Raw genomic sequence first — 18,381 nt, 5'->3', positions numbered from 1 at the left:
TGAGCCGTCACCGGCGCCCGACGGATCAGCCCGTGTAGAGATGTTAGACTTGACCCCGGGTGCGGGCGCCCGAAGGATCAGCCCGTGTAGAGATGTTAGACTTGACCCCGGGTGCGCCGGGTGCGCCGACCCCGGGTGCGCCGAGTGCGGACCCCGGGTTCGGTGGCGAAGATGCATAGCGCGGCCAGCGGGAACACGAGCCCGGCCAGCAGCACGCCTTGCCATCCGTGCGCGGCGAACATCCAGCCGCCCAGCGACGAACCCAGCGCTCCTCCCATGAAGAACAACGCCATGTAGAGCCCGTTGAGGCGCGCGCGTATCTCCGCCGGCAGCGCGAAAATCGCCCGTTGTCCCGTGACCAGGTTGGCCGAGACCCCCATGTCCAGCAGGATCGAGGTGAGCACCAGCACGCCGAGGTCGACGATCCGGTTGACGTGTATCAGCAGCGGCAGCGCGAACGCCGTCGCCCCCAGCGCGAACGCGATGAAGGTGGTCGACAGGCTTTTCCCCTGGTCGGCCCGGTGGCCGGCGATCGGCGAGGCGATCGCGCCGGCGACGCCGACCAGCGCGAAAATGGCGACACCCGTTTGGCTGAGGTGGAAGTACGGGCCCGTGAGCTCGAGCGAGACGCTGGTCCAGAACAGGCTGAAGGCGCCGAACATGCACGCGTGATAGGCGGCCCGGCGGCGCAGGATCGGCGTGGTCTTGAGCAGGTGCCACATCGACCCCAGCAGCTGGAAGTAGTGCAGGCCCGAGTTCGGATGGCGCTGCGGCAGTTTGGCGCGCAGCAGGAAGGCGAGGGCGGTGGTGGTGATGGCGGAGATGACGAACACGGCGTGCCAGTTCAAGGCGTCGGCGATCAGGCTGGCGACCGGACGGGCCAGCATGATGCCCATCAGCAGGCCGCTCATGACCTTGCCGACGGTTTTGCCGCGCGTTTCCGGACGCGACATGTGGGCGGCGAACGGGACGACGATTTGCGCGGCCACCGTGCCGAGGCCGATGCAGAAGGCGGCCAGCAGGAACAGGTTGGGATTGCTGGTGGCGGAGGCGGCCAGCAGGGCCACGGCGCTGGTCAGCAGCGCGATGAAGATCAGGCGGCGGTTTTCGACCAGGTCGCCCAGCGGGGCGATGAACAGCAGCCCGAGGCAGTAGCCGATTTGCGTGAGCGTGACGATCAGCCCGGCGGCGCCCGGATCGAGTCCGGTGGCGCGGCTGATCGGGCCGACCAGGGTTTGCGCGTAGTACAGATTGGCGACGATGAGCCCGGTGGCGACGGCGAATAGCCAGACCATGCCGGGGGAAAGATCTTGCTGGGCGTGGGACTGGCTCACGGGTGCTCCTTCATTTTGCAGCCGGCAATTTTACCGGCGATCGCAAAATGCTGCTGAGCTTGGCGATTTCTACGGAGGGCTTACAGGCCCGCTTCGGCGCGCTTGAGCGATTGGCGCACTTCGGCGGTGATTTCGTACGAGCGCAGCCGGTGCGCGTGCTCGAAGATCTGCGAGGTGATCATCAGCTCGTCGGCGCCGGTGCGGGCGATGAACTCCTGCAACTGGCGCCCGACCGTCTCCGGCGCGCCGATCGCGCTGCACGACAGGACGGAGTCGAGCAGGGCGCGCTCCTGCGGCCCCAGTGCTTCCAGATAGCCCGCTTGCGGCGGTTGCAGGCGCGAGGGTTTGCCGCTGCGCAGGTTGACGAAGGCTTGCTGCATCGACGTGGCGCGCAGGCGCGCCTCTTCATCCGTGTCGGCGGCGAAGACGTTGAAGCCGAGCATGACGTAAGGCTTGTCGAGCTGTGCCGATGGCTGGAAGTTGTTCCGGTAGAGCGTGAGCGCCTGCATCATCATTTGCGGCGCGAAGTGCGAGGCGAACGCGAACGGCAAGCCCATGTGCGCGGCCAGTTGCGCGCCGAACGTGCTCGAGCCGAGTATCCACAGCGGCACCTTGGCGCCTTTGCCGGGCACGGCCAGCACGCGCTGGCGCGGCGCGTCGGACATGTAATCTTGTAGCTCCAGCACGTCCTGCGGGAAGGCGTCGGCGTCCGTTTCGAGGGTGCGGCGCAAGGCCCGGGCCGTGGTCTGGTCGGAGCCGGGCGCGCGGCCCAGCCCGAGGTCGATGCGGCCCGGATACAGCGCTTCCAGGGTGCCGAACTGCTCGGCGATCACCAGCGGCGCGTGATTGGGCAGCATGATGCCGCCGGCGCCGACCCGGATGGTCGAGGTGCCGCCGGCCACATGCGCGATGACCACGGCGGTGGCGGCGCTGGCGATGCCCGGCATGCCGTGGTGTTCCGCCAGCCAGTAGCGGTTATACCCCCATCGCTCGCCGTGTTGTGCGAGGTCGAGCGTGTTGCGGAACGAAGCGGAAGCGTTGCTGCCTTCGGCGATCGGGGCGAGGTCGAGTATGGAAAATGGGATCATGAAAGGCATATCGGGCCGACCGTACAGGTTTCAATGAAGCCCTTGAAGCGGACGTGGGTATAAGCGTCGATGTTGAAGCGCCAACATCTTTATATTTGAACAGCATTTTTATTATTCCGTTGCTATTTAAGTGTGTTTAATTTGCCGACATTGGTCGCGGATTTCACAAAATGTTTTTCCTCAGCGCCTTCCTGATTTACTATTGGAAACAGTAGGGCGCCACGCCGAGCTGCTCTCACTCCTCCTTAAATAATGTTATTTCGATGGCATCTCCTGCTATCGTCGGGAATTCGCATGCCTTCGAAACTTGTTATTTTGTTCGCGTTGTTACTCAGTTTGGTCAGCGAGGCGGTGTTCGCCGCCGGCGTGAGCGAGACCTCTCCGCAACGGCGCGGCCAGCTTTATCGGATTACCCACGACGGTAAAACCAGTTACCTGTTTGGCACTATTCATGTCGGCAAGGACGGTTTCTACCCGCTCGATGCCGAGGCGTCGCGGGCGCTGCTCGATTCCAAGACGCTGGTCCTCGAACTTGACATTCGCCAGGATGCGCCGTTTCAGAAGGCCTTGGCGCGGCATGGCCGCTACGCGGACGGCGACGTGGTGCAGAACCATTTGAGCCCGGCCACCCTGAACAAGATGACGCAGGCGCTGGCCAAGGCGGGCTTGTCGCTGCAATCGGTGCAGCACTACAAGCCGTGGCTGATCGCCAATTTGCTGGTGGGTACGGAGTTGGACCTGCACGGCTTCCAGCGCAGCCAGGCGGTCGAATACGCCTTGCTGGCCGCCGCCCAGAAGCAGGAAAAGACTGTCCACGAACTCGAAAGCGCGGAATACCAGTTGAGCTTGTTCGAGATGCTGGACGCGCGTCAGCAGGAGCAGTATCTGACGGAAACGCTGGCCGATCTGGCCAGCGGTTCGTCGCTGAAGAAGTCGCAGGCCTTGATCGACGCGTGGAGTTCGGCGGACGCGCCTGGCATCAAGGCGGCCTGGCAGTCGGCCACCACCGGTGATTCCATCTCGGCGGGCTTCATGCAGCGTGTGCTGCTGGGCAAACGCAACCCGGAAATGGTCGCCAATATCGAGCGCATCATGCAGCAAGACCAAGTGGCCTTTGTCGGCGTTGGCCTGCTGCATCTGGTCGGTGACGACGGGCTGCCGCAATTGCTCAAACGGCGCGGCTACCAGGTCGAACAGTTGTATTAATACGGCGACAAGGTGCCGTTGTTGTAGCGGACCCTGTCGCCGATCTTGTAGGGCGGCATGGAGTCGACCACGATCAGTTGGCTGCTGCCGTCGTCCATGCGCACGGTGACCCGATACACCCGGTCGGTCGGCGAACCGGTCATGGTGCCACCAGCCGCCGCCGCGCCCACCGCGCCCGCCCCCACATCCTGACGCTGCATTTGATCGATGGCCTGCACGGTTCCGTACGAGGTTTGCGCGGTGCTGCTGTCGGCGGCGCCGCCCGTGCTGCCCATACTGCCCATACTGCCGCTGCTTCCCGTGCTACCGCTGCTGCCCATGCTGCCACTCCCCGAGCTGCCGGTGCCGCTGCTGCCCGTTCCTGCCGTGCTGCTGCCGGTCTCGCCGCTGGTTTTGCTGCTCGGGCTGCTAGTTCCGGCGCTGCTCGACGCGGCCGTGCTGCCCGGCGACGTATAGCCGCTGTCGGCACGGCTGGATGACTCCCCGGACATTCGGTCCGAAGCACATCCGGCCAATGCCGCGATGCATAACATTGCAACCCATTTATTTTGCTTAGTCCTGTTCATTTTTTTCGCCTCCCCGTTGGTTAATCAAAGTGGGCCAGCCACTTGGGTCAGAGCGGGGCGACGCTTTTTTGTTCCAGCCTATCCCGTCACAATTGATGTACATCAATTGAAACATGCTACTCGCAGACAATAATTGTTCGGTATCACTTTAAAGGACATCGATATGTTGACACGCGTGACAGACACTATTATCGAAGAGTTAATCACTCTAGCCTGTGGGGAAAAGCAGGATCCCCGCTGCCGGCATTTGCTCACTCACGCATTGCACGGGTTGGTACGCGTGGCACAAGCCGAGCAATTACAGCAAATGCGATTGGATGTGGAACTGGCGACGGGTGGCGGGAGCGCTCGTCCCGCCGATGTCAGGTTGACGGCTGGATACGGAAACGCGTCCACAAGGCCCACATGAACAGGGCGGTCAGGACGGCGGCGTTGCAGTCGACCAGCCAGTCGGACACGGCGCCGTGCCGGTAGGGCAGGAAGCTTTGCACCAGCTCGTCCAGCGCGCCCATGGCCGCGATGGTGAGGACGGCTTTGCCGGCGCGTTGCGGCAGGCCGCCCGTGCCCCCGGTGAACAGCAGGAAGGTCAGTCCCGCATAGGCGATCGAGTGCAGGATGATGCCGGGCGCGACCTCGCCGATATCGGCGCGCGCGCCGGGAATCGAGCCGAATACTAAAATCAGCAGATACAGGAAGATGGCGGTCCAGTAGCGCAGTTTGGCGTGCGATGAGGTCAGAAGTAATTGCTTGATCATGAACCAAACAATACCATGCGCGGCGGGAAATGGGGAGGGGGAGTGGTGCACCGGCTTCCCGGTGCACCTTTCTTCAGTCATGCCTATCGGTTGCATGTACTTAAGATGTAATCATTATAGGGCGGCAATATGACGCGGCCATGACAAAAATCAATGCAAGGCGGAAAAGGCAAAAAAAAGCCCGCTGGTTAAAGCGGGCTTAAAACTATTTTCTTGGAGGAGAATAGTGGAGACAGGTGTAATTATGGGGGCGCATCAGATATGTGTCTAATTGTTGTTTCAGATACCCGTCATCATTTAGGCGCATAACTCGTCAGTTAATGGGTTTTCATTTGACGGGGACGGTGTAATTCAAGGCCAGCCGGCCGCCGTCGACGTACAGGGTTTGACCGGTCATGTAGCTGGCGTCGTCGCTGGCGAGGAAGGCGGCGATGGACGCCACTTCCTCCGGCTCGCCGCAGCGGCCCATCGGCGTGCGCGACAAGATCGTATGGCGCGCTTCCGGGCTGGACATGACGGCTTGCTTCGCCAGTTCCGTCAAAATGGTGCCGGGTCCGATGCCGTTGACGCGGATGCCGTGTTGGACCAGGTTGAGCGACATCACCTTGGTCAACTGATTGATCGCGCCCTTGGACACCACATACGGCACCTGGTTCGGGATCGCCAGTTCCGCGTTGACGCTGGACATGTTGATGATGCAGCCGCTTTGCTGCTTGACCATCTCGCGCGCGACCGCCTGGCCGCACAGGAACATCGATTTCAGGTTGATGCGCAGCACGCGATCGAAATCGTCCTCGGTGACGTCGAGGAAATCGGCGGCGTGGGTGACGCCGGCGTTGTTGATCAGGATGTCGATGCGGCCGAAGGCGGCCAGGGTGGCGGCGACCAGCGCGTCCACGTCGGCCTTTTGGCTGACGTCGGCGGCGAAGAAGCGCGCCTGCGCGCCCAGTGCGGCGGCGGCTTGCTCACCCTCGGGTTTGATATCGACCAGCATGACTTGCGCGCCTTCGGTAATCAGGCGTTGTGCGCATGCCAAGCCTATGCCTTGGGTGGCGCCGGTCACGATGGCGACTTTTTGCGATAATTTCATAGGATGCTTTCTGAGCGGTCTGGAGATGGAGGGCAAATTTTAACAGCCCGGTGGGGCCGCGTTACAATAGAGGGTTTGCAACAGATTACAAAGGCGCGTCGTGAATTTCATCAACAAATTATCTGCCGCGTGGACGGCCAACGACTCCCTGCTGTGCGTGGGCCTGGACCCGGACATGGCCAAGCTGCCGGCCCAGTTCCAGAACGACCCGCAAGGCATTTATCATTTCTGCCGCGAGATCATCGACGCGACGGCCGACCTGGCCTGCTCGTTCAAGCCGCAGATCGCTTATTTCGCCGCCTTGAGCGCGGAAGACCAGCTGGAAAAAATCTGCGCCTACGCGCGCGAGAACTATCCGCACATCCCGCTGATCCTCGACGCCAAGCGCGGCGACATCGGCGCCACCGCGCGCCAGTACGCGCGCGAGGCGTACGACCGCTACGGCGCCGACGCGGTCACGGTCAGCCCGTACATGGGGGCGGATTCGGTGGAGCCGTACATGGAGTGGAGCGAGCGCGGCATCATCGTGCTGTGCCGCACCTCGAACGCCGGCGGCTCTGACCTGCAATTCCTCAACGTCGACGGCAAGCCGCTGTATCAGCACGTGGCGCGCCTGGTGGCGGAGAAGTGGAACGCCAACGGCCAATGCGCGCTGGTGGTGGGCGCCACCTTCCCGGAAGAACTGGCGCAGGTGAGGGCGATCGTCGGCGACATGCCGCTGCTGGTGCCGGGCATCGGCGCGCAGGGCGGGGATATCGCCGCCACGGTCAAGTCGGGCAAGACGGCGGCCGGCGCCGGCATGATGATCAACTCGTCGCGGGCGATTTTGTACGCGGCGCCGCAGGCCGGCGAGGATTTCGCCGCCGCCGCGCGCCGCGTGGCGCTGGAAACGCGCGACGCGATCAATCTGCATCGCGGCTAAGTCATACTTTAACCCGGTACAGCGGGGTCGGACCCGGTCGGGTCCGACCCCAGGCTGGGCGCCGTGCGGGTTGGCGCAAGCTTTACTACTGCGCCGGCGCGATCAGCTCCACGTACTCGTACAGCTCGGCCAGGATCTGCTCGGCGCGCTCGTCGGCATCCTGCTGCAGGTGATCGATCTCGCCGAAGAACTGGTCGATGCTGCGCGCGCCGCCGGCGCCGTCGTAAAAGCGCGCGGCCCGGTGCTGCTCCCAATGCTCCATCTCCGTTTCGCTCAGCGTTTCCGGGAAATTGCGCGCACGGTAACGGAACAACAACTCCGCCAAGCGCGCGTCATCGAACGACGGCGACGCCGCCGCCAGTCTGGCCGGCGTCTCCTTGCGCAGCGATTCGAGCAGGCGGCGATCCTCCTTGCCGATGAAGCCGTTGTACAAATCCTCGTCCACATCGAGCTCCGCGCCCGGCGGACGGTAAAACACCTGTTCCCACTCGATATCCATATTGCGCCCGGCCGCCGCCAGCGCGGCGTACGCCTTGCCTTGCTCGAGATCGATGCCCCACTGGCTGGCCATGGCCGGCGACAGCGTCTTCAAGTTCGCCACCAGCATCGGCGACTTGTTCAGGTGGATGCTCTTGACCGGCAGCCGCGTCATGCCCTCGGGCAGCGCGTCGGCGCGGGTGAAGATGCGGGTGCGTATCGTGTCCGCGTCCAGCGTGAACAGCTCGGTCGGATCGTAGGTGCAATCCCAGACGATGACCTCGTTCTTGTTGGTCGGATGCGTGGCCAGCGGCCACACCAGCGCGATGCAGCCGCGCTCGACCGGGAACATGCCGGACACGTGCAGGAACGGCGCGCGCAGGTGCGGCGCCAGGTGCATGCCGATCTCGTCGGCCACGCGGTCCTTCTTGTGCAGCGCGAAGCAGAAGTCGAACAGCTTCGGCTGCTTCTGCTTGATCAGCCGCGCCAGCGCGATGGTGGCGCGCACGTCGGACAGCGCGTCGTGCGCCGCCTCGTGCAGCAGGCCGTTGGCCTTGGCCAAGTCCTCGAGCCGGAAGCTGGGCTTGCCGTCGGCCTTTTTCGGCCATGCGATGCCTTCCGGGCGCAGCGCGTAGGTCATGCGGACCACGTCCAGCAGATCCCAGCGGCCGCACTGGTTTTGCCATTCGCGCGCGTACGGATCGATCAGGTTACGCCAAAACATGAAGCGGGTGATCTCGTCGTCGAAGCGGATCGTGTTGTACCCGACGCCGATGGTGCCGGGCTTGGAAAACGCCTGCTCGATGGTGGCGGCGAACTTGTGCTCGGGCACGCCCCATTCGAGGCACTGCTGCGGCGTGATGCCCGTGATCAGGCAAGATTGCGGATCGGGCAAGAAATCGTTGGCGGGTTTGCAGTACAACATGATCGGATCGCCGATCTCGTTGAGGTCGGCGTCGGTGCGGATGGCGGCAAATTGCGCCGGGCGATCGCGACGCGTCTGGGCGCCAAAGGTTTCGTAGTCGTGCCAGAGAAAAGTCTGTGTGGTCATAGAGCGCAGTCAGGGGGGCTACAGTAATTTTAAAAACTGCCGATAATTCAAAGGTATTCCAACCGGAGCAACATCATGGCCACTCCAGTCTCAGTTACATCAGGTTCCACGGCCGGCAAGGCCGCTCCCATCCAGACCAAAGACGTCCAAGGCAGGGAAGACAGTACCATGTCGGTCGGCGCCAAGGCCAAGGCCCAGCTCAACGCTTCCATCGTACAAGCTTCCTTGACGGTGTCGTTGAATTCTTCCAACGAACCGATGTCGGTCGTGCTGAAAACCGCGCTGACCGGCATCAACGAGGCGCTCAAGGACCAGTTCGGCGAGAACGCCATCGAGAACGCCGCGTCGCAGGACAATACGCCGGAAGGCACCGCGAGCCGCATTGTATCGCTGTCGACCGCATTTTACGATGCGTTCAAGCAGCAGAACCCCGGCGAGGATGAAGAGGTGCTGCTGAACAAGTTCATGGATACCTTGAAAAAGGGTGTCGATCAGGGCTTCGGCGAGGCGCGCGACGTGCTGCGGGGCTTAAAGGTGCTGGGCGGCGAGGTCGCCAGCAACATCGACAAGACGTACGAGCTGGTGCAGAAGGGGTATGAGGATTTCGTCGCCTCGCGCCTGGCCAAGCCGGCGGAACAGAAAACCACAGCCTGAAAAATAACCGTGGAGACACGTAGGGCGGATTAGCGCAGCGTAATCCGCCATGCATGCGTTTCGGCGGCCGTGATTTACACCAGCTCTTCCTGCGCCACCCGATCGCGGCCCAGCTCCTTGGCGCGGTACAGCGCGGCGTCGGCGGCGGCGATCAAATCCTGCTCGTTTTGCTGCGCCCGCAATATCGCCACGCCGAACGAGGCGGTGACGTGCGGCAGCGGCGCGCGCATGTCGTTGAACACCACAGCCTGCCGCATCCGCTCGCACAGCCGCTCGGCCACCGCCAGCGCCACCTTGCGCTGCGTGTCCGGCAGCAGCACCATCATTTCCTCGCCGCCGTAGCGCACGGCGAAATCGGTGGGGCGCAGCGCGCCGCTGAGCACCTGCGCGGCCGCGCGCAGCGCCTGGTCGCCGGCCAGGTGGCCGTGGCTGTCGTTGAAGCGCTTAAAATGGTCCAGATCGATCATGATCAGCGCCAGCGGCGAGTTCGAGCCGTGCGCGGTGGCGATCATCGTCGGCAGCAAGTCGTTGAGCCAGGCGCGGTTGTACAGCCCCGTCAGGCCGTCGATCATCGACAGCTGGCGGTAGAACTCGCCCAGCTTCTGGCGCCGGCGCAGTTGCGCGTTGGCCGCGCGTATGCGGAACGACAACAGGCGCAGCAGATTGCGCGCCAGCACGTTCGATTCGTCGATCAATTGCCACACGAGGGCCGCCTCGATCACCAGCACGTCGCTTTCCTCCAGCGCGGTGATGCTCGACAGATTGGCTTCCTCGTCGAGCACCGATTGCTCGCCCACGCTCTCGCCCGGCAGGATCTTGCTGACGGTGCCGTCGGCCATGCCGGTGCGGGTGTCGGTGGCCACCGACAGCGCCCCGCGCAGCACGATGTAGAGCCGCGCCTGGCTCGATTCCTGGACCGCCTCGTCCGCCTCCAGACGCATGATGGGGCAGTGCGCCAGCAGTTTGGCGATGGCGGCGTCGTTATCCGCGCTGCGCAACAGTTGCAAGTCGCTGATCTGGTGGTCGGACGCGCCGAAGGTGCTGATTTGTTTCAAGATAATCTTTCAATAGCGCAGCGATTTATGCTGGCGGGCATTCTTATGAGACTTAAACATCATACCCAAACGCTGTGACGGGGTCACGTAGTTGTTGCGTGTTGTGGTGTGGAGTGCTTCAATATTGCCATTGCTATCAAGACGGAAAACCCCATGACTTATATCGATGCGCTCGGCACCGCGCACCCGGCCGACCCGAACGCGCGCATCGTCTCGCTGGTGCCGTCGATCACCGAATTGCTGTGCGATCTCGGGCTGGCCGGGCAACTGGTCGGGCGCACCGGGTTTTGCATCCATCCGGCCGACGTGGTGCAGGCCGTGCCCAAGGTGGGCGGGACCAAGGACGTCAACATCGACAAGATCCGCAAGCTGGCGCCGACGCATCTGGTGGTCAATATCGACGAGAACGAGAAGCCGACCGTCGACGAGTTGGCCGAGTTTATTCCCCACATCGTCGTCACCCATCCGCTGCGGCCGCGCGACAACCTGGCGCTGGCGCGTTTGATGGGTGGGGTGTTTTGCCGGCAGGAGGCGGCCGAGCGCTGGTGCGCGCAGTTCGAGGCGGAATATGAATTGTTGCGGGCGGCGCCGAAGGGACCGCCTCAGACCATGTTGTATTGCATCTGGCAGGACCCGTGGATGACGATTTCGCGCGACACCTATATCGCCCGCATGCTGGAGGAGATCGGCTGGAGCGTGCCGGATCTGGGCGAGGTGCGGTATCCCGGTTTTAGCTGGTCGTCGGAGCTGGTGGCCGGCGTCGACGGCGTGCTGTTGTCGAGCGAACCGTATCGATTTACCGAGGCTCATGCGTATGCGCTGGAAAAGCAGCTCGGCAAGCCGGTGCTGCTGGTCGATGGGGAAATGATGTCGTGGTACGGCAGCCGGTCGGTGCAGGGGCTGCGGTACTTGCGGGAACTGGCCACGCGCTGATGAAACGCTCTGTGAGATACGCTAAAAAACACTCTAAAACACGTAGGGCGGATTAGCGCGCAGCGCGTAATCCGCCATGAGCCGCCGACGGAGCGTGGCGGATTACGCTGCGCTAATCCGCCCTACGTGTCACCGTGGCTTTTACTCGTCGTCGTCGGTATCCACCGTGGCGGCGACCGGATCGGCCGCGTGGCGCTTGTCCTTGTCGTGCAGGCGGCCCAGGGCGCTGTCGAGCGCGCGCTTGAGCTTGTCGGCGGCGCCGCCGATCGATTGGTGCAGCGTGGCGGCGTGGTCGCTCACCGCGATGGGCTTGTATCCGGTAACGCGGGCTTCCATCAGGACGCGGTTGTCGCCGTCCGCGGACTTTTGGCCCAGGTTGTCGCTCAGGTGCACTTCGACGCTGGTGATCTGCTCACCAAAGCGGTGGAGCGCATTGCTCACGACTGATTGCACATGCTCGTCCAGGCTGGCGTGACGATCGATGGTTTTGTCGGAATTAATATTGATCTGCATATGCTTGCTCCTGTGTTGTTGAACTACGAATCCATATTACTCCTTTTCGGCTTAGGTTCTCGTTAAGTAGCTAACCATTGATGAGCGACGCCGCGATATTGATGGAAAGACCGAGGATCGCCAGGTTGTAGAAGAAGCACAGCACCGACTGCCCCAGCACCACCTTGCGGATGCGGCGGCAGCGCACGCTCACGTCCGAGGTCTGCACCGCCACCGAGATGGTGAACGAGAAATACAGGAAGTCCCAGTAGTTCGGCTTCAGGTGGCGGTCAGGGAAACCCAGCGCCGGCTCGCCGCCGGGGTGGGTGTAGTACAGATGGGCGTAGTGCGAACAGAACATCACGCCCACCATGAACCACGAGCCCGTCAAGGTCAGCACGACGAAGCCGTAGTGCAGCGCCAGATCGGCGTGCGGCGCGTCCTTGAGCGTGGTCAGCTGCGAGACGATGGCGACCAGGCTGACCATCACGGCGATCGACAGCGTGGCCAGGATCACCGGCCCTTTTTCATCCTGGCGGCAGGCCGCGCGCTTGATGTCGTGCTGGTCGGCGCGCAGCATCATCCAGCCCATCGTCGCCAGATAGACCCAGACCGTCGCATCCCACGCCGTCAGCAAGCGGCTGAGCCAGCGCCAATCGCCGGGCAGCAAGGGGAACACCACGGCCCCGAGCACGATGGCGAACGTCAGGTGGGGGCGGCTGTGGGCGATGCCCGGCAAAAATTTCATGGTTTGTCCTCATGCGGGAAGCGGTCCATGCGCGACAGGACCGGGAACAGCCAGGCCCACAAGCCCGTCACCGCCAAGGTGGCGGCGCCGCCGAACAGAACCGCGCGGGTCAGGCCCATCCAGCCGGCGGTGACGCCCGATTCGAATTCGCCCAGCTCGTTCGAGGCGCCGATGAACACCGAGTTGACGGCGCTGACGCGGCCGCGTATCGCGTCCGGCGTTTCATACTGCACCAGCAGGTGGCGCACGTAGACGCTGATCATGTCGCCGGCGCCCATCAGGAACAAGGCCACCAGCGCGACGACGAAGGTGGAGGTGGCGCCCAGCACGATGGTGCCCAGGCCGAACACGGCCACGCCGCCGAACATCCACAGGCCGACCCGGCGCGTGATCGGGAAGAAGGCCAGCGCGATCGAGCACAGCGCGGCGCCGGCGCCGGGCGCGGTGCGCAGCATGCCCAGGCCGGTCGGGCCGGCGTGCAGCACGTCGTGCGCCAGCGCCGGCAGCAGCGCCGTGGCGCCGCCGAACAGCACGGCGAACAGGTCGAGCGAGATGGCGCCCAGCACCACCGGACGCGAGCGCACGAAGCGCAGGCCCTCGAGCACCGTGTGCCAGGTGGCCGGTTCGCGGTTGCTGGGCTGCTTGACCGGTTTGACCAGGCACATCATGACGACCGAGGCCAGCAGCAGCGCCGACGACACCAGATACACGGTCTTCGGCCCGGCCAGGTAGAACAGGCCGCCCAAGGTCGGTCCCAGGATCACGGCGACGTGGAAGCTCGACGAGCTCAGCGCGACAGCCTTGCTGAAGCTCTCGGCCGGCACCAGGTTGACCAGGATGGCCTGCGTGGCCGGGCCCATGAAGGCGCGCGCGCTGCCGAACAGCACCAGCACCGCGAACACCGGCCACACGGTGGCCAGCCCGGCCAGGGTGAAGGCCAGCAAGGTCAGCCCGCACAGCAGTTGCGCGCCCAGCGCGAGGGCGATCAGGTTGCGGCGGTCGTAGCGGTCGGCCGCGTGGCCGGCGATCAGGATCAGCAGCAGGAACGGCGCGAACTGCGCCAGGCCGATCATGCCGAGGTCGAACAGGTTGTGCGTCATCGAATACACCTGCCAGCCGATGGCGACGTTTTGCATCTGGACGGCGAGGGTGGCGAGGGTGCGGGCGCTTAAATACAGGGTGAAGTTACGGTGGCGCAGAACGCTAAATCCATTGCTGGCGTTGGTAGGGGCGGAACTGTCGGGCATTGGGGCTTTCTGGAAGCGGGGTCCCGGGACTCCGCATCCCAGGCCGCCCGCGGTTGGATGCTGTTACGGTTTGTTGATGTCGGCTTCCGTGGTGAAGGCGTCGGCGTAGAATTCGTCCTCCGGCAGTGCGCAATGGGCGACAAAGTCGCGCTTGGCGGAATCGACCATCAGCGGCGCGCCGCAGGCGTACACCTGGTGGCCGGACAGGTCGGGCAGGTCGGCCATGACGGCCGCGTGCACGAAGCCGGTGCGGCCGTTCCAGTTGTCCTCCGGCAGCGCGGCGGACACCACCGGCACATACTTGAAGTTGGGCAGGATCGCTTCCCACTGGCGGCACAGCGCGTCCATGTACAGGTCTTGCGGACGGCGTCCGCCCCAGTACAAGGTCATCGGCCGCTGCGAATCCTGCGCCCGCAGGTGCTCGACGATGGCCTTGATCGGCGCGAAGCCGGTGCCCGAGGCCAGCAGCACCATCGGCTTGTCGCTATCCTCGCGCACGAAGAAGGTGCCCATCGGGCCTTCGAAGCGCAGGATGTCGCGCTCCTTCATCGTGCTGAACACCTGGTCGGTGAACAGGCCGCCGGGCAGGTGGCGGATGTGCAGGGTCAGCGGCTGGTCCTGGTCCGGCGGCGACGCCAGGCTGTAGCTGCGGCGTTTGCCGTCGCGCAGCATGAATTCGATATACTGGCCGGCGCGGAACTTCAGCGTCTCGTTGGCCGGCAGTTGCAGGGTCATCACGACCACGTCCGGCGCCACTTTTTCCAGCGTCGCGACGCGCGATGGCATCTTGCGGATGGGATACTCGTCGCTGCCGGCCACTTCGCGCGCCTCGATCACCAGGTCTTCGTGCGCGGTGGCGCAGCAGAACAGCGAGTAGCCGGCCGCCTCGTCTTCCTTGCTCAGCGCGCGTTCCTGGTGGGCCTTGTGCGTCACCGAGCCGGACAGAACCTTGCCCCGGCAGGAACTGCAGGCGCCGTTTTTGCAGCCGTAAGGCAGGCCGACGCCGGCGCGGATCGCCGCCGCCAGCACGGTTTCGTCTTCCTCGCAGCTGAATTGGTGGCCGCTAGGCTGTACAGTAATTTGAAACGTCATACAATCCTTCAGATGAAAAACATCAAGCTAATCAATAACAACGCCCACGCCCGCGCATTCAACCGGCCGCGTCTGCTGATCGTCGGCTGCGGCGACGTCGGCATGCGGCTGCTGCCGCTGCTGCGGCGCCATTTCCGCGTGTTCGCCACCACCAGCCAGCCCGAGCGCCGCGCCGAATTGCGCGCGCTGGGCGCCGTGCCGCTGGTGGCCGATCTCGACGATCCCGCCAGCCTGCGGCGCCTGGCCGGGCTGGCCCGCCATGTCGTGCACCTGGCGCCGCCGCCGGCCGAGGGCGCGCTGGACCGGCGCACGCGTAATCTGACCGCCATTTTACCTGAGCAAGGCCGCATGGTTTATGTCAGTACCACCGGCGTGTACGGCGATTGTGGCGGAGCGTTGTTTGACGAGAGCCGGCCGGTGGCGCCGCGCAACCCGCGGGCGACGCGCCGGGTCGACGCCGAGGCCGTGCTGCGGCGATGGGCCGTGCGCAGCGGTTCGGCGCTGTCGATCCTGCGCGTACCGGGGATTTATGGGGCCGAGCGGCTGCCGATCAAGCGCTTGCAGCTGGGAACACCGGCGCTGCTGGCCGCCGAGGACGTGTACACCAACCACATCCATGCCGACGACCTGGCCATGATCATCGTCAGCGCGCTGTTCAGAGGCTTGCCAAACCGTATCTACCACGCGGTCGATGACAGCGATATGAAGATGGCGGAGTATTTCGACGCGGTGGCCGACGCGTTCGGGATGGCGCGTCCGCCGCGTTTGCCGCGTGCTCAATTGCAACAGGTGATCACCCCGGCGCTGTTGTCGTTCATGTCGGAATCGCGCAGGTTGAGCAACGGGCGCATCAAGCGCGAGCTCGGCGTGCGCTTGCGCTATCCGACGGTGGCGGGGATGCTGGCGGCGACGTGAGGCCGGCGGATCGCCCGATCCGCCCGGGCGTGGCGTTGGTTTATTTCTTTTGCTGCACGCGGCGCTGCTGTTGCTTGCGCTGCGTCTGATTCCGGTTCTGCTTGGCTTCGTACAGCGCGGTGGCGTCTTTTTTCGCCTGCTCGAGCGTGCGCATCTCTTCCTTGTCGTCGTGCGCGACAAAATAATCGGCGGCCTGGGCGTCGACCACCAGCTTGATCGCCGCGGCATCGTCGAGATCGTAAATCTCGTGCAGCAGGGTGGTTACCTCATCGAGAAATTCTTCGTAGGTCATGAGCGCCTTCTTGTTGTTGGATTGCGGTTGTCGGTGCCGCCGGAGGCGGGAAAAGCGTCATTCTAAACGACCGCAACACGCCGAGCGTTGGCGGCCTCACATAACTGCCTTGCGCAGGTTTGAGCCGGTGCGAAAAAAGGTGTAAAAATAGACTCACACTTATACCAGTGCAAGGCCGGCGTCAGCTTTGTATGTCAAACTAACAAGATGACTTGCTTGACGCGAATCAAACAAGTCATCGCTTGATGCGATATCGTTATATTTCCAAGAGGAGCTCGCGTATGCCAGCCACTTTGCATCCGACTAAAGAGCAGGTCCGCGCTTACATGCAGCTGCGTGAGTGTGCCCGCCACCCGCCACCGATGCCGGAGGAAATCCGCCGTCAGCTGGGCTGGCGCTATGACTCCAGCGGCGCCGACTTAGGAGCCGCGTCGACGATATTCCTCCCCAGCACCATTGCCCAACTGGCCGCCCTGATGGCCGTCGAATGGTGCTTTCTGGCCTCCGGCTTGAGCCGCCACAACTGACTCCGACACCATCTTTACAAGGTTTTATACCTTTTTTTACAACAAATTTCTTCCTAGCATAAGAAATGGGTGTAAAATCTATCGAAATCTCACAGAAAGCTAGCTCGGGTTAGCCGTTCGTTAACAAAAACGTGTATTATCGCGGCTAAGCACTAAAAACCGGCATAAACGTTCGCGTTTTGTAGTGCTTCACTGGTAATTGAGCTAAAAATTTTATTTACCCATGTGTCGTTTTTTTGCAAAGCGGCCACGAACCTACTTAAACATTATGTCTATCAAAGAAATCACCGCATCCCCAACCTACAATCCGAACCGCGTCCTGGACGCCATCATCGAAAAGCTGCAGTTGAAAAACGACGCAGCCTTGTCGCGTGCCCTGGAGGTCGCCCCTCCCGTGATCAGCAAAATCCGTCACAACACGCTGCCGATCGGTGCGACCATCCTGATCCGTATGCACGAGATCAGCGATTTCAGCATTCGCGAACTGCGCGAAATGATGGCGGCCTGACGGGCGACCACTCAAAAAGACAACGGCGCGCACCTCTCGGTAACGCGCCGTTTTCTTAGGTGGGTCCGGTTTTGCTAGTTGTCTTGATGCCAAGTCCTAGGCGGACGTGCTGATCGTCGTGCCGATACGCTGACCGTTGGTGTTGACGGTGGGCGCCGGTGTTGCTTGCTGCGGCGGCGGTGCCGGCGGCGCGGCGGGTTCGGCGGGTTTCGGCGCGGCTTGCACCGGCTCCGGCTGGCGCGGCGGCGGTGCCGATTGGACTGCGGCGTTGTTTGAGGCGACGGAATTGACGGCCATGATGAGCTCCCAACATCGGTGGAGTTCAGAGTATGCCACTTATTTAATCACGCCGCCCGCTGGTGTTGCTTTTTGTTGCGTGTGTGCCAGCGGGGGAGGCGTTGCGGGCGTGGTCGGCGGCGCGCAGATGGCGGATTACGCTACGCTAATCCGCCCTACGTGGTTTAGATGACGCCAGCTTTTGTGGCCGCCTTAGCTCAGACGTGGACGCTCGGCGAAGAGACCGGGCTGGTTCGGTACTTTGGCTTGCTTTTCCGGTGCGCCGCAGAAGGCGTTGGCTTGCTTCTCCGGAGCGCCGCAGAAGGCGTTGGCTTGCTTGCCTGGTGCGCCGCAGAAGGCGTTCGCTTGCTTCTCGGGGGCGCCGCAGAACGCATTGGCTTGCTTTTCCGGAGCGCCGCAGAAGGCGTTTGCCTGCATTTCAGGTGCGCCGCAGAAGGCGTTCGCTTGCTTCTCCGGAGCGCCGCAGAACGCATTGGCTTGCTTTTCGGGAGCGCCGCAGAAGGCGTTTGCCTGCATTTCAGGTGCGCCGCAGAACGCGTTGGCTTGCTTCTCCGGAGCGCCGCAGAAGGCGTTGGCCTGCATTTCAGGCGCGCCGCAGAAGGCGTTGGCTTGGGTCGCGCCCTCGAACGCGCGCTTGGCGGGACGGGCATACGGCTCGCCGAACTCGGCTTCGTACAGTTCCTTCATGCGCTGGCCGATGCGCGCCAGGGCCGCTTCGTCTTCCTCGCCGCGCATGCCGACATACGGGAAGTGGTGCAGGAAGTAGCCGAACACGGTCTCGCAATCGGCGGCGTATTTCATCGTGTCCAGGATGTGGTAGTGCCAGAACGTGTCGACGTCGACCAATGGCGAAGTCTGTTCGTTCGGGTACTTTTTCATCAGCGTCAGGAATCGGCGATATTCGAACTCGACAGCGTTGGCGCGTTCCAGCGACCAGCCTTCGCCGGATTCTTTGTGCATCAGCTTGACCTTGATGGGGTCCAGATCCAGGGCGTTGATGACGTTCATTGGGGCATCTCCTCTGTGTTGAAACGGGTTAAAAAACATTGCGACCAGTTGATTTTTGCCTAAGTTTGCTTCTTGTTATTTGATATTTATCAATGTTTATGAGGAAATTCCTACACGCCGCCGA

22 protein-coding genes are annotated in these 18,381 nt (G+C 62.9%); 8 read left to right on the top strand and 14 right to left on the bottom strand.

Annotation, left to right across the window (positions count from 1 at the left end; all coding sequences use genetic code 11):
- Window positions 1–95: 95 nt before the first annotated feature.
- Entirely contained in the window at window positions 96–1,295 is a 1,200-nt protein-coding gene (locus JOD97_RS28520; protein ID WP_209726312.1) for an MFS transporter, read from the bottom strand.
- 119 nt (window positions 1,296–1,414) lie between these two features.
- Window positions 1,415–2,422 (bottom strand): LLM class flavin-dependent oxidoreductase, encoded by a 1,008-nt coding sequence (locus JOD97_RS28515; RefSeq protein WP_209726028.1) that lies wholly within the window; start codon window positions 2,420–2,422, stop codon window positions 1,415–1,417.
- 294 nt (window positions 2,423–2,716) lie between these two features.
- On the opposite strand from JOD97_RS28515, the gene JOD97_RS28510 reads away from it, so the two are divergent.
- The gene (locus tag JOD97_RS28510; RefSeq protein ID WP_209726026.1) at window positions 2,717–3,628 is read left to right on the top strand and encodes a TraB/GumN family protein; all 912 of its coding nucleotides are present in this window, start codon (window positions 2,717–2,719) and stop codon (window positions 3,626–3,628) included.
- Here the strand turns inward: JOD97_RS28510 and JOD97_RS32855 are convergent.
- Window positions 3,625–3,948, bottom strand: a complete 324-nt coding sequence (locus tag JOD97_RS32855) for a hypothetical protein (protein ID WP_229264794.1) — start codon at window positions 3,946–3,948, stop codon at window positions 3,625–3,627. The genes JOD97_RS28510 and JOD97_RS32855 overlap by 4 nt on opposite strands.
- On the opposite strand from JOD97_RS32855, the gene JOD97_RS32850 reads away from it, so the two are divergent.
- The gene (locus JOD97_RS32850) at window positions 3,947–4,084 is read left to right on the top strand and encodes a hypothetical protein (RefSeq protein WP_229264793.1); all 138 of its coding nucleotides are present in this window, start codon (window positions 3,947–3,949) and stop codon (window positions 4,082–4,084) included. The genes JOD97_RS32855 and JOD97_RS32850 overlap by 2 nt on opposite strands.
- 472 nt (window positions 4,085–4,556) lie before the next feature.
- Here JOD97_RS32850 and JOD97_RS28500 read toward each other — a convergent pair whose 3' ends face one another.
- Both JOD97_RS28500 and JOD97_RS28495 read right to left on the bottom strand, forming a co-directional pair.
- Window positions 4,557–4,949, bottom strand: a complete 393-nt coding sequence (locus JOD97_RS28500) for a VanZ family protein (RefSeq protein ID WP_229264792.1) — start codon at window positions 4,947–4,949, stop codon at window positions 4,557–4,559.
- A 328-nt stretch (window positions 4,950–5,277) separates the two neighbouring features.
- Window positions 5,278–6,039, bottom strand: coding sequence for an SDR family NAD(P)-dependent oxidoreductase (locus JOD97_RS28495; RefSeq protein ID WP_209726020.1), 762 nt, complete (start codon window positions 6,037–6,039; stop codon window positions 5,278–5,280).
- Between the two features lie 100 nt (window positions 6,040–6,139).
- Between JOD97_RS28495 and pyrF the strand changes: the two genes are divergently transcribed.
- On the top strand, window positions 6,140–6,961 hold the full coding sequence (gene pyrF / locus JOD97_RS28490; protein ID WP_209726018.1) for an orotidine-5'-phosphate decarboxylase: 822 nt from the start codon (window positions 6,140–6,142) through the stop codon (window positions 6,959–6,961).
- Window positions 6,962–7,046: 85 nt separating this feature from the next.
- On the opposite strand, the gene sbcB is transcribed toward pyrF, so the two are convergent.
- The gene (sbcB, locus tag JOD97_RS28485; RefSeq protein WP_209726016.1) at window positions 7,047–8,489 is read right to left on the bottom strand and encodes an exodeoxyribonuclease I; all 1,443 of its coding nucleotides are present in this window, start codon (window positions 8,487–8,489) and stop codon (window positions 7,047–7,049) included.
- Window positions 8,490–8,564: 75 nt separating this feature from the next.
- Between sbcB and JOD97_RS28480 the strand changes: the two genes are divergently transcribed.
- Window positions 8,565–9,143, top strand: a complete 579-nt coding sequence (locus tag JOD97_RS28480; protein WP_209726014.1) for a DUF5610 domain-containing protein — start codon at window positions 8,565–8,567, stop codon at window positions 9,141–9,143.
- A 74-nt stretch (window positions 9,144–9,217) separates the two neighbouring features.
- On the opposite strand, the gene JOD97_RS28475 is transcribed toward JOD97_RS28480, so the two are convergent.
- Window positions 9,218–10,198 carry a GGDEF domain-containing protein gene (locus JOD97_RS28475; protein ID WP_209726012.1) on the bottom strand — a complete coding sequence of 327 codons (981 nt, stop codon included), beginning with the start codon at window positions 10,196–10,198 and terminating at the stop codon, window positions 9,218–9,220.
- 153 nt (window positions 10,199–10,351) lie between these two features.
- Between JOD97_RS28475 and JOD97_RS28470 the strand changes: the two genes are divergently transcribed.
- On the top strand, window positions 10,352–11,131 hold the full coding sequence (locus JOD97_RS28470) for a helical backbone metal receptor (RefSeq protein WP_209726010.1): 780 nt from the start codon (window positions 10,352–10,354) through the stop codon (window positions 11,129–11,131).
- 141 nt (window positions 11,132–11,272) lie between these two features.
- Here JOD97_RS28470 and JOD97_RS28465 read toward each other — a convergent pair whose 3' ends face one another.
- From JOD97_RS28465 to JOD97_RS28450, 4 genes are all read right to left on the bottom strand, one after another.
- Window positions 11,273–11,644, bottom strand: a complete 372-nt coding sequence (locus JOD97_RS28465) for an HPF/RaiA family ribosome-associated protein (RefSeq protein ID WP_209726008.1) — start codon at window positions 11,642–11,644, stop codon at window positions 11,273–11,275.
- Between the two features lie 70 nt (window positions 11,645–11,714).
- On the bottom strand, window positions 11,715–12,371 hold the full coding sequence (locus JOD97_RS28460) for a DUF1345 domain-containing protein (RefSeq protein WP_209726006.1): 657 nt from the start codon (window positions 12,369–12,371) through the stop codon (window positions 11,715–11,717).
- Window positions 12,368–13,618, bottom strand: coding sequence for an MFS transporter (locus JOD97_RS28455; protein WP_209726004.1), 1,251 nt, complete (start codon window positions 13,616–13,618; stop codon window positions 12,368–12,370). The genes JOD97_RS28460 and JOD97_RS28455 overlap by 4 nt, the downstream gene beginning before the upstream one ends.
- Window positions 13,619–13,681: 63 nt before the next feature.
- Entirely contained in the window at window positions 13,682–14,710 is a 1,029-nt protein-coding gene (locus tag JOD97_RS28450) for a CDP-6-deoxy-delta-3,4-glucoseen reductase (protein WP_209726002.1), read from the bottom strand.
- A 12-nt stretch (window positions 14,711–14,722) separates the two neighbouring features.
- On the opposite strand from JOD97_RS28450, the gene JOD97_RS28445 reads away from it, so the two are divergent.
- Window positions 14,723–15,625, top strand: coding sequence for an SDR family oxidoreductase (locus tag JOD97_RS28445; RefSeq protein ID WP_229264791.1), 903 nt, complete (start codon window positions 14,723–14,725; stop codon window positions 15,623–15,625).
- A gap of 40 nt (window positions 15,626–15,665) precedes the next feature.
- Here the strand turns inward: JOD97_RS28445 and JOD97_RS28440 are convergent, their stop codons facing one another.
- Window positions 15,666–15,917 (bottom strand): hypothetical protein, encoded by a 252-nt coding sequence (locus tag JOD97_RS28440; RefSeq protein WP_209726000.1) that lies wholly within the window; start codon window positions 15,915–15,917, stop codon window positions 15,666–15,668.
- Between the two features lie 281 nt (window positions 15,918–16,198).
- On the opposite strand from JOD97_RS28440, the gene JOD97_RS28435 reads away from it, so the two are divergent.
- Together JOD97_RS28435 and JOD97_RS28430 are read left to right on the top strand one after the other, a co-directional pair.
- Window positions 16,199–16,444, top strand: coding sequence for a hypothetical protein (locus JOD97_RS28435; RefSeq protein WP_209725998.1), 246 nt, complete (start codon window positions 16,199–16,201; stop codon window positions 16,442–16,444).
- Between the two features lie 268 nt (window positions 16,445–16,712).
- Window positions 16,713–16,952, top strand: a complete 240-nt coding sequence (locus tag JOD97_RS28430; RefSeq protein ID WP_209725996.1) for a hypothetical protein — start codon at window positions 16,713–16,715, stop codon at window positions 16,950–16,952.
- A gap of 96 nt (window positions 16,953–17,048) precedes the next feature.
- Here JOD97_RS28430 and JOD97_RS28425 read toward each other — a convergent pair whose 3' ends face one another.
- Together JOD97_RS28425 and JOD97_RS28420 are read right to left on the bottom strand one after the other, a co-directional pair.
- Window positions 17,049–17,249 (bottom strand): hypothetical protein, encoded by a 201-nt coding sequence (locus JOD97_RS28425; RefSeq protein WP_209725994.1) that lies wholly within the window; start codon window positions 17,247–17,249, stop codon window positions 17,049–17,051.
- A 192-nt stretch (window positions 17,250–17,441) separates the two neighbouring features.
- Window positions 17,442–18,257, bottom strand: a complete 816-nt coding sequence (locus JOD97_RS28420) for a glycine-rich domain-containing protein-like (protein WP_209725992.1) — start codon at window positions 18,255–18,257, stop codon at window positions 17,442–17,444.
- Window positions 18,258–18,381: the final 124 nt, after the last annotated feature.

The sequence above is a fragment of the Duganella sp. 1411 genome (assembly GCF_017833525.1).
GTDB lineage: Bacteria > Pseudomonadota > Gammaproteobacteria > Burkholderiales > Burkholderiaceae_D > Rugamonas.
Note: the sequence above shows the minus strand (reverse complement) of the source record. Positions and strands in the feature narration are given on the sequence as shown.

Excerpts from the sequence above, each read along its gene's own strand:
- JOD97_RS28510 (WP_209726026.1), top strand. The coding sequence starts at position 2,717 with ATGCCTTCGAAACTTGTTATTTTGTTCGCGTTGTTACTCAGTTTGGTC.
- JOD97_RS28445 (WP_229264791.1), top strand. The coding sequence starts at position 14,723 with ATGAAAAACATCAAGCTAATCAATAACAACGCCCACGCCCGCGCATTC.
- JOD97_RS28435 (WP_209725998.1), top strand. The coding sequence starts at position 16,199 with ATGCCAGCCACTTTGCATCCGACTAAAGAGCAGGTCCGCGCTTACATG.
- JOD97_RS28495 (WP_209726020.1), bottom strand. The coding sequence starts at position 6,039 with ATGAAATTATCGCAAAAAGTCGCCATCGTGACCGGCGCCACCCAAGGC.
- JOD97_RS28450 (WP_209726002.1), bottom strand. The coding sequence starts at position 14,710 with ATGACGTTTCAAATTACTGTACAGCCTAGCGGCCACCAATTCAGCTGC.
- JOD97_RS28425 (WP_209725994.1), bottom strand. The coding sequence starts at position 17,249 with ATGGCCGTCAATTCCGTCGCCTCAAACAACGCCGCAGTCCAATCGGCA.
- JOD97_RS28430 (WP_209725996.1), top strand. The coding sequence starts at position 16,713 with ATGTCTATCAAAGAAATCACCGCATCCCCAACCTACAATCCGAACCGC.
- JOD97_RS28460 (WP_209726006.1), bottom strand. The coding sequence starts at position 12,371 with ATGAAATTTTTGCCGGGCATCGCCCACAGCCGCCCCCACCTGACGTTC.
- JOD97_RS28455 (WP_209726004.1), bottom strand. The coding sequence starts at position 13,618 with ATGCCCGACAGTTCCGCCCCTACCAACGCCAGCAATGGATTTAGCGTT.
- JOD97_RS28520 (WP_209726312.1), bottom strand. The coding sequence starts at position 1,295 with ATGGTCTGGCTATTCGCCGTCGCCACCGGGCTCATCGTCGCCAATCTG.
- JOD97_RS28420 (WP_209725992.1), bottom strand. The coding sequence starts at position 18,257 with ATGAACGTCATCAACGCCCTGGATCTGGACCCCATCAAGGTCAAGCTG.
- JOD97_RS28480 (WP_209726014.1), top strand. The coding sequence starts at position 8,565 with ATGGCCACTCCAGTCTCAGTTACATCAGGTTCCACGGCCGGCAAGGCC.
- JOD97_RS28515 (WP_209726028.1), bottom strand. The coding sequence starts at position 2,422 with ATGATCCCATTTTCCATACTCGACCTCGCCCCGATCGCCGAAGGCAGC.
- JOD97_RS28440 (WP_209726000.1), bottom strand. The coding sequence starts at position 15,917 with ATGACCTACGAAGAATTTCTCGATGAGGTAACCACCCTGCTGCACGAG.
- JOD97_RS32855 (WP_229264794.1), bottom strand. The coding sequence starts at position 3,948 with ATGGGCAGCAGCGGTAGCACGGGAAGCAGCGGCAGTATGGGCAGTATG.
- JOD97_RS28465 (WP_209726008.1), bottom strand. The coding sequence starts at position 11,644 with ATGCAGATCAATATTAATTCCGACAAAACCATCGATCGTCACGCCAGC.
- JOD97_RS28500 (WP_229264792.1), bottom strand. The coding sequence starts at position 4,949 with ATGATCAAGCAATTACTTCTGACCTCATCGCACGCCAAACTGCGCTAC.
- JOD97_RS28470 (WP_209726010.1), top strand. The coding sequence starts at position 10,352 with ATGACTTATATCGATGCGCTCGGCACCGCGCACCCGGCCGACCCGAAC.
- sbcB (WP_209726016.1), bottom strand. The coding sequence starts at position 8,489 with ATGACCACACAGACTTTTCTCTGGCACGACTACGAAACCTTTGGCGCC.
- JOD97_RS32850 (WP_229264793.1), top strand. The coding sequence starts at position 3,947 with ATGCTGCCACTCCCCGAGCTGCCGGTGCCGCTGCTGCCCGTTCCTGCC.